This is a genomic window from Bacillus sp. 03113 (genome assembly GCF_006546985.1).
In the GTDB taxonomy this organism is placed as follows: domain Bacteria; phylum Bacillota; class Bacilli; order Bacillales; family Cytobacillaceae; genus VATK01.
On the sequence record NZ_VATK01000028.1, the window covers coordinates 22296 to 28295 of the forward strand.

9 protein-coding genes are annotated in these 6000 nt (G+C 32.2%); 7 read left to right on the forward strand and 2 right to left on the reverse strand.

Translation table 11 applies throughout. The features are described 5' to 3' along the window. Window positions 1–320: 320 nt before the first annotated feature. On the reverse strand, window positions 321–557 hold the full coding sequence (locus FDO66_RS19560) for a hypothetical protein (protein WP_141434337.1): 237 nt from the start codon (window positions 555–557) through the stop codon (window positions 321–323). Window positions 558–601: 44 nt separating this feature from the next. Then, window positions 602–925 (reverse strand): ArsR/SmtB family transcription factor, encoded by a 324-nt coding sequence (locus tag FDO66_RS19565; RefSeq protein ID WP_141434338.1) that lies wholly within the window; start codon window positions 923–925, stop codon window positions 602–604. A gap of 240 nt (window positions 926–1165) precedes the next feature. Here FDO66_RS19565 and xerA point away from each other — a divergent pair, with 240 nt between their 5' ends. The 7 genes from xerA to FDO66_RS19595 all read left to right on the forward strand — a co-directional run bounded on the left by xerA (window position 1166) and on the right by FDO66_RS19595 (window position 5622). Further along, complete coding sequence (gene xerA, locus FDO66_RS19570; RefSeq protein WP_141434339.1) at window positions 1166–2008, forward strand: site-specific tyrosine recombinase/integron integrase; 843 nt, start codon at window positions 1166–1168, stop codon at window positions 2006–2008. 173 nt (window positions 2009–2181) lie between these two features. Further along, a complete protein-coding gene (locus tag FDO66_RS21015; RefSeq protein WP_181444671.1) occupies window positions 2182–2337 on the forward strand; it encodes a hypothetical protein in 156 nt (51 codons plus the stop codon). Between the two features lie 93 nt (window positions 2338–2430). After that, window positions 2431–2718 carry a hypothetical protein gene (locus FDO66_RS19575; protein WP_141434340.1) on the forward strand — a complete coding sequence of 96 codons (288 nt, stop codon included), beginning with the start codon at window positions 2431–2433 and terminating at the stop codon, window positions 2716–2718. Window positions 2719–2999: 281 nt separating this feature from the next. Then, on the forward strand, window positions 3000–3434 hold the full coding sequence (locus tag FDO66_RS19580; RefSeq protein WP_395939822.1) for a DUF5412 family protein: 435 nt from the start codon (window positions 3000–3002) through the stop codon (window positions 3432–3434). Between the two features lie 130 nt (window positions 3435–3564). After that, the gene (locus FDO66_RS19585; RefSeq protein WP_141434266.1) at window positions 3565–3810 is read left to right on the forward strand and encodes a cytoplasmic protein; all 246 of its coding nucleotides are present in this window, start codon (window positions 3565–3567) and stop codon (window positions 3808–3810) included. 233 nt (window positions 3811–4043) lie between these two features. After that, window positions 4044–4619: a recombinase family protein gene (locus FDO66_RS19590; RefSeq protein WP_141434342.1), complete on the forward strand. Its 576-nt coding sequence runs from the start codon at window positions 4044–4046 to the stop codon at window positions 4617–4619. A gap of 226 nt (window positions 4620–4845) precedes the next feature. After that, window positions 4846–5622: a MerR family transcriptional regulator gene (locus FDO66_RS19595; RefSeq protein ID WP_141434343.1), complete on the forward strand. Its 777-nt coding sequence runs from the start codon at window positions 4846–4848 to the stop codon at window positions 5620–5622. Window positions 5623–6000 lie beyond the last annotated feature (378 nt).

The following is a 6000-nucleotide window of genomic DNA, read 5'->3' on the forward strand; positions in this document are numbered from 1 at the left end:
TCATTTTGCAGAGGAAAAAGGAAGGGAAAGAATGCTAATTAAAGGTTGTTTGTGAAAAGTTACACTTAAACAAAAGGACAGGTTAAATGAAGAATAAAGGTACTAAAGGAAATCATGAATACATATAAAAACGGCTCAATCCTGAGCCGTTAATCCGTTTTTTGTTCATTTAATGCTTCAAATTTTTTTCGAGGTTTTTTATACGATCTTGGGTTTTATTCTTAGAAAAGAAAAACCAATAAAATAAGTAAACAATAAGTGCAATAAACACTAAACTAAATATTTGGAATATAACATCGCCATATACATACAAACGCCCCCTAATCCACTTCTTTGAGCATATTTTCAATATTTGTTAAGCGATTATTGAGTTCATTAATTGCCTTCATCTGTTGCTGCTGGAATGTTGCGTTTTCTTTATCCAATTTTAGCCGGTCCTCTGCACGACGTTCTACTCTGCGAACAATTCGTATTACGTATATTAAAATAAAAAAGATTAACAATACAGGTAGTATTAAAGTACCTAATGAAATCATTTGAAATAAAATGTCGCCCATGATGTTCTCCCTTCAAATTTTTATGTAATTATTAGATAAACTGCCTACTCCTTCCTATTTTTTATTGTTAAACTATCTGCTACATTGGCTATTAAATGTTCGTCTAGCGTTATGCTAAAAGAGCTAAGTTCATAAAATTTCATTGCTTTTCCATTCTTAGAAATTTCGTGATGCCCTTTAATTAGTTGGGCATTCTCTAACTTTTGCAAATGTAAATAAAGTAATGGCCTACTTATACCTAACTCCCTAGCTAATTGGCTAACATATTGCCTTTCTTGATGAAGAATAGCGATAATTTTAAGTCGAAAAGGATTAGATAATGCTTCCAAAGTTATTAATAATTGGTCACCGGATAGTATATCTTTCATATGTAATAATTTTATTACATATATAAGTAAAATGCAACATGTATAAAACTTGATTTTTATTATAGTAACGGGTAATTTTCCAGAATAGGGAAAGCGTCTTTATTATGTCTCCCGAGGGTTATGAGACGTTCCTGAAAATGGTTTTCTTAGATTGCTGAAAAACTTTAGTATGAAATTTACTCTTTATGAGCATAATAGAATCAAGATTGATTGGTTCATAACTTGGGAGAGTGAAGTGCTATGTTTTTATCTGAAGCTTGGGAGAAGTATCAACTTGATAAGAAAATTGAGGGGTATTCAGCTTTAACATTGAAAACCTATTGCTTTCAATACAATCTGCTATTAAGGTTTTTTGGCAATATTGATATGAGTGAATTTACTACAGAAAAACTCAAAAGCTACTTAATTGAGGCTGGAGAACATTTAAAGCCGTCTAGTCTAGGGCATCGAGTTCGTTATATTCGATCACTTTTTAAATGGTCATATGATGAAGGGTTCATTTCCAAGAATCCAGCTGCTAAATTGAAGGAACCGAAGTTGGGTAAAAGAATCCCAAAATTCCTTACAGAGCTTGAAATAGAACATCTCAGGGAAGCATGTCATAATTCTATGGAAAATGCATTATTTGAATTTTTTTATTCTACCGGTTGTCGTATTGGAGAAGTCGTAAAACTCAATCGGGATGATATTAACTTCTCTACGAATTCCGTTATTGTACAAGGAAAAGGCGATAAGGAAAGAGAAGTGTATTTCAATACTCGCTGCTCCTTGTGGTTGAAAAGATATTTAGACGAAAGGGACGATGAGAATCCGTGCTTGTTTATTACCGAAAGAAGCCCGAAAAGACGTATGAGTATTGACCTTATCAGATATATCATTAAGCGTATTTCAAGTCGTGCTGGAATTAAGAAGAGTATTCATCCGCATCAATTACGACATAGTTATGCAACTCACATGATCAATAACGGAGCACCTCTTGAAGTCATTCAGAGCTTACTTGGTCATGAGAAAAGTGAAACTACGAAGATATATGCACAGCTAAGTGGGAAGCAAAGGCATGATTTCTATAGCAAATACTTTTAGGTAGGCACGTTCTTCAAGGAGCGTGCTTTTTATTTTTTTAATGGAATAAAGGATTGAGTTAAATGTAGAGATTTGAAATAATTGGTATTAAGTAATAGAGCAGGGGTCTTTAATAAGACATATATACTCTTGTGGTAAAATATCGGAAATATTTTATTTGGAGGGGGGAAATTATGTCTAAGGTAATTGATATTTTAAAAAATATGTTCTTAGATTTATTCTCAATGGGTAAAGGCTTTGTATATGGTTTTTTGATGGTTGGCTTGTTTATTGTAGTTTGTAGTGCTTTAATATATGGTTTTCTGTTTCTAAAAAATTTATTCTTTTAAAGAGAATGGTTATAGTTATTTCCATTTTCAAGTATAGGGTGTATTTCTACAGATCAGGATTCAAGTTGTGAGAAAAACTTGAGGAGGACTTCTATGGGATTATTATTTTGGCCATTTATGATTGCTTCAATTATATCTTCGTTTATTGCTTTAGGTTCGAAAAAGCCCATATTTCTTGTGATTTCCTGTCTACTTATAATTCCATTATCACTCTACTTAGCTGCAACACCACGATTTGAATGGTGGGGGTTGATATTTCCGTTCTTTTATCTTGGAGCTTCTTTATCTCTAAGAAGAAATATGAGGTGGCTATCAGTATTGTTAATTTCCCCAAACATTTTACTAATTGGATGGATTGGATACGCTGTACTAAATCAATAGGAATTTTAAAAAATCCAAATTATTTTGTTCCAGAAACGGGCGCCATTTATGAGGACTGGCGCTCATTTTGCATTTTTAAGGCCAGTTTACTTGAAGAAAAGTATTGCAAAATTATCAATATCTGAAATGATTGTTATTGAACTTAAGAAGGAGGAGTTATCATTTTAATTTTATTTGGTCTCTTAATTTCTTTCATTACTGTTATATTATTTTTGATTTTATGTGCTAACATAATAATTTCTTTCATTAAAAAGAAAGCTTTTCCTAAAAAATTGCTGATTGTGACGTTGTCAGGGGTTGTTGTGGTATCTTCAATCTCTATATATAAAATGTACTTTTTTACATTTAGTGATATTGATAGAGAATTTACCCAAAAAGGACCTGGACCTATAACATCCCCCACTGGAGAATATACGGCTAATGCTTATTATGAACTATATGGTGGTGCAGCAGGCGGTGTTAATGTATGGGTTGAAATCACATACAGTAATGAGAAGAATAAAGTCCAAACTGTTTATTATAGTGATGCAAAAAGTAATATTTCTATGGAATGGTTGGATGAGGATACACTGTACATTCTAAATGACGAACCTGATTATCCAAATTCAAATAGGAGTATCAAATTGGAAATTGGTAAAGAGATTTATCACGAAAATGGTTTGGCTTGTAAAAGTTTGTTAATGAAAGACGAATATGAGACTTGCTACCAAAACTAATATCTCTTATTGCACTAAAGGGGCAGATTTGTTCAATAACGATCTTCAGCAAACTGGGCGCAAGAGTTTAATAACGAGTTACTAAGGTAAATCTTTTTCTTTGTTTTTATTATAAAAGGGAGAAATAGTAATGGAAAAAAACTTTGAAAAAGCACATCGATTTAGTAGTCATAATAGGAAAGACTTAGAAAAGGATAGCATATGCGGATGTTTTTATTGTTTGAAAATATTTAACCCTAATGAAATTGATGAATGGTGGGATGATGAGGATACAGCAGTTTGCCCTTATTGCGGAATTGATTCTGTTATAGGGAAGAGTTCTGGATTTCCCATCACTGAACTGTTTCTAAAAGGGATGCATAAGGTGTGGTTTTAGTGTGAAATTTGTTAAATGACTAACGGATGATTTTATTAACGATCTTCAGCAAAAGGGCGCTTTTCCGGAGTAAAAAAAAGCCCAATTTCTTAATTTCAATGCTGAGAAATTGGGCTTTTTTATTTTTCCTTATAGTGCAAAATAACACTTAAAATAGAAGCAAAATACCTCCTAAAGTGACAACCATAGTTACGAGTGTCTCATAAGACTTGTCTCAAAAATGAGGTGATATTTTGCGAAAAATCGGTTATATACGTGTCAGTTCGACTAGCCAAAATCCTTCAAGGCAATTTCATCAATTGAACGAAATTGGAATGGATATTATTTTTGAAGAAAAGGTTTCGGGAGCAACAAAGGATCGGGAGCAACTTCAAAAAATGTTAGAGAATTTACAGGAAGGCGACATTATTTATGTTACAGACTTAACTAGGATCACTCGAAGTACGCAGGATTTATTTGAATTGATTGATTTAATACGGAGTAAAAAAGCCAACTTAAAATCACTCAAGGATACATGGCTTGATTTATCAGAAGATAATCCATACAGCCAATTCTTAATTACAGTAATGGCCGGTGTTAACCAATTAGAGCGAGATCTTATCCGTATGCGTCAACGTGAAGGGATTGAGCTGGCTAAGAAAGAAGGAAAGTTTAAAGGTCGATTAAAGAAATATCATAAAAATCACGCAGGTATGAATTATGCAGTAAAGTTATATAAAGCAGGAGGTATGACTGTAAACCAAATTTGTGAAATTACAAATATATCGAGAGCTTCATTATATAGAAAGCTAGCTGAAGGGAACAAATAATCATTCCTTATTAAAGGAACAGATTGTGAAAAAAAATAATGAGCAAAATTTTAAAGAAATTAGATCTATCCCTAAATCGCATTACAAATCCTTCCTGAATTTTTTCATTATAGGGGGATTTTTCATAATAAACCTTTTAGGGAATATGGAAAAATACACAAAAATTTTTTCGTTGACTACGACGTTGCGTAATACTTTATATTTTATTTATCGGAGATGGTAACTTATGATGACAGTAAATGAGGTCGCTAAACTAACTGGTGTTTCAGTAAGAACTCTTCAGTATTATGACAAAATTGATTTATTAAAACCAGCAGACAATACGATATCCGGATATCGACTGTATAATACTGAGAACTTACTGATACTTCAGCAAATCCTTTTTTATAAAGAATTAGGGTTTACATTAAAAGACATCAAATCCACTCTTAATGCCCCATTCTCTGATAATAAAACAAGATTACTTGAACAACAATCATTACTGTTACAAAAGAAGAGACAAATTGAAAAAATGATTGCTCAGGTTAATTCTTTAATACAAGGAGAGAAAAAAATGGATTTTGAAGTATTTAAAAAAGTGGTAGCAACAAAAATTCCCAAAGACACCAACGAAGAAATAAAAGAAAAAATACTTGATAAGTTTACACCAGAGGTTTACAAAACTATTGAAAGTTCATGGGGTGCAAAAGAATTTTTGGAAATGCCTCAACGTACAGCCGATGAAGTGCAGACATACATTGCTCAAGGTAAAGAACTATTAGATAAATTGTTAAATGAGCCCAATCAAGATTTAGTTGTCGGATTACTAAAAAGGTGGATGAAATTAACATTATCATTTGCTAATTTAACTAGCAAAGAAACATTTGTTTCCTTGATGAAAAAAGGATACCAAGACAACGCTCAAGTGATTCAAGCAACGGACGATGCTTATGGAAGTGGTGCTAGTAAAAAATTGGCCCATTTACTCGAAAAGTATCACGAAGAACTAATTACCAATGACTGATAAAAAAAGGAACAAAAATCATGACTCATTAGCTTATCTATTGTTTGCTTTATTATTCTTCTAATAGGATACCAACAGAAGTCTAGTGTATATATGATTGGATTTTTCTTTATTTTAGTCTGGTTGATTCAAAAGAAATATAAATGAGGCCTACTGGTTTTTGGGATTTTTTAGAGGTTCCTTCCTTGAGGTAAATGTAATAAAAAAAGCCTAATTTCTTCGTATTATATTGAGAAATTAGGTTTTTTAATATTAAAATTTTCCTTAACGTTGTAAATCCGCATTTTCCGGACGCTACCCCAAACAGGAGTCTAACAATCTAAAAATTATTTAAAATTTATCAATATAAGGAGTAAATACAAATGAAATTAGGGAGTC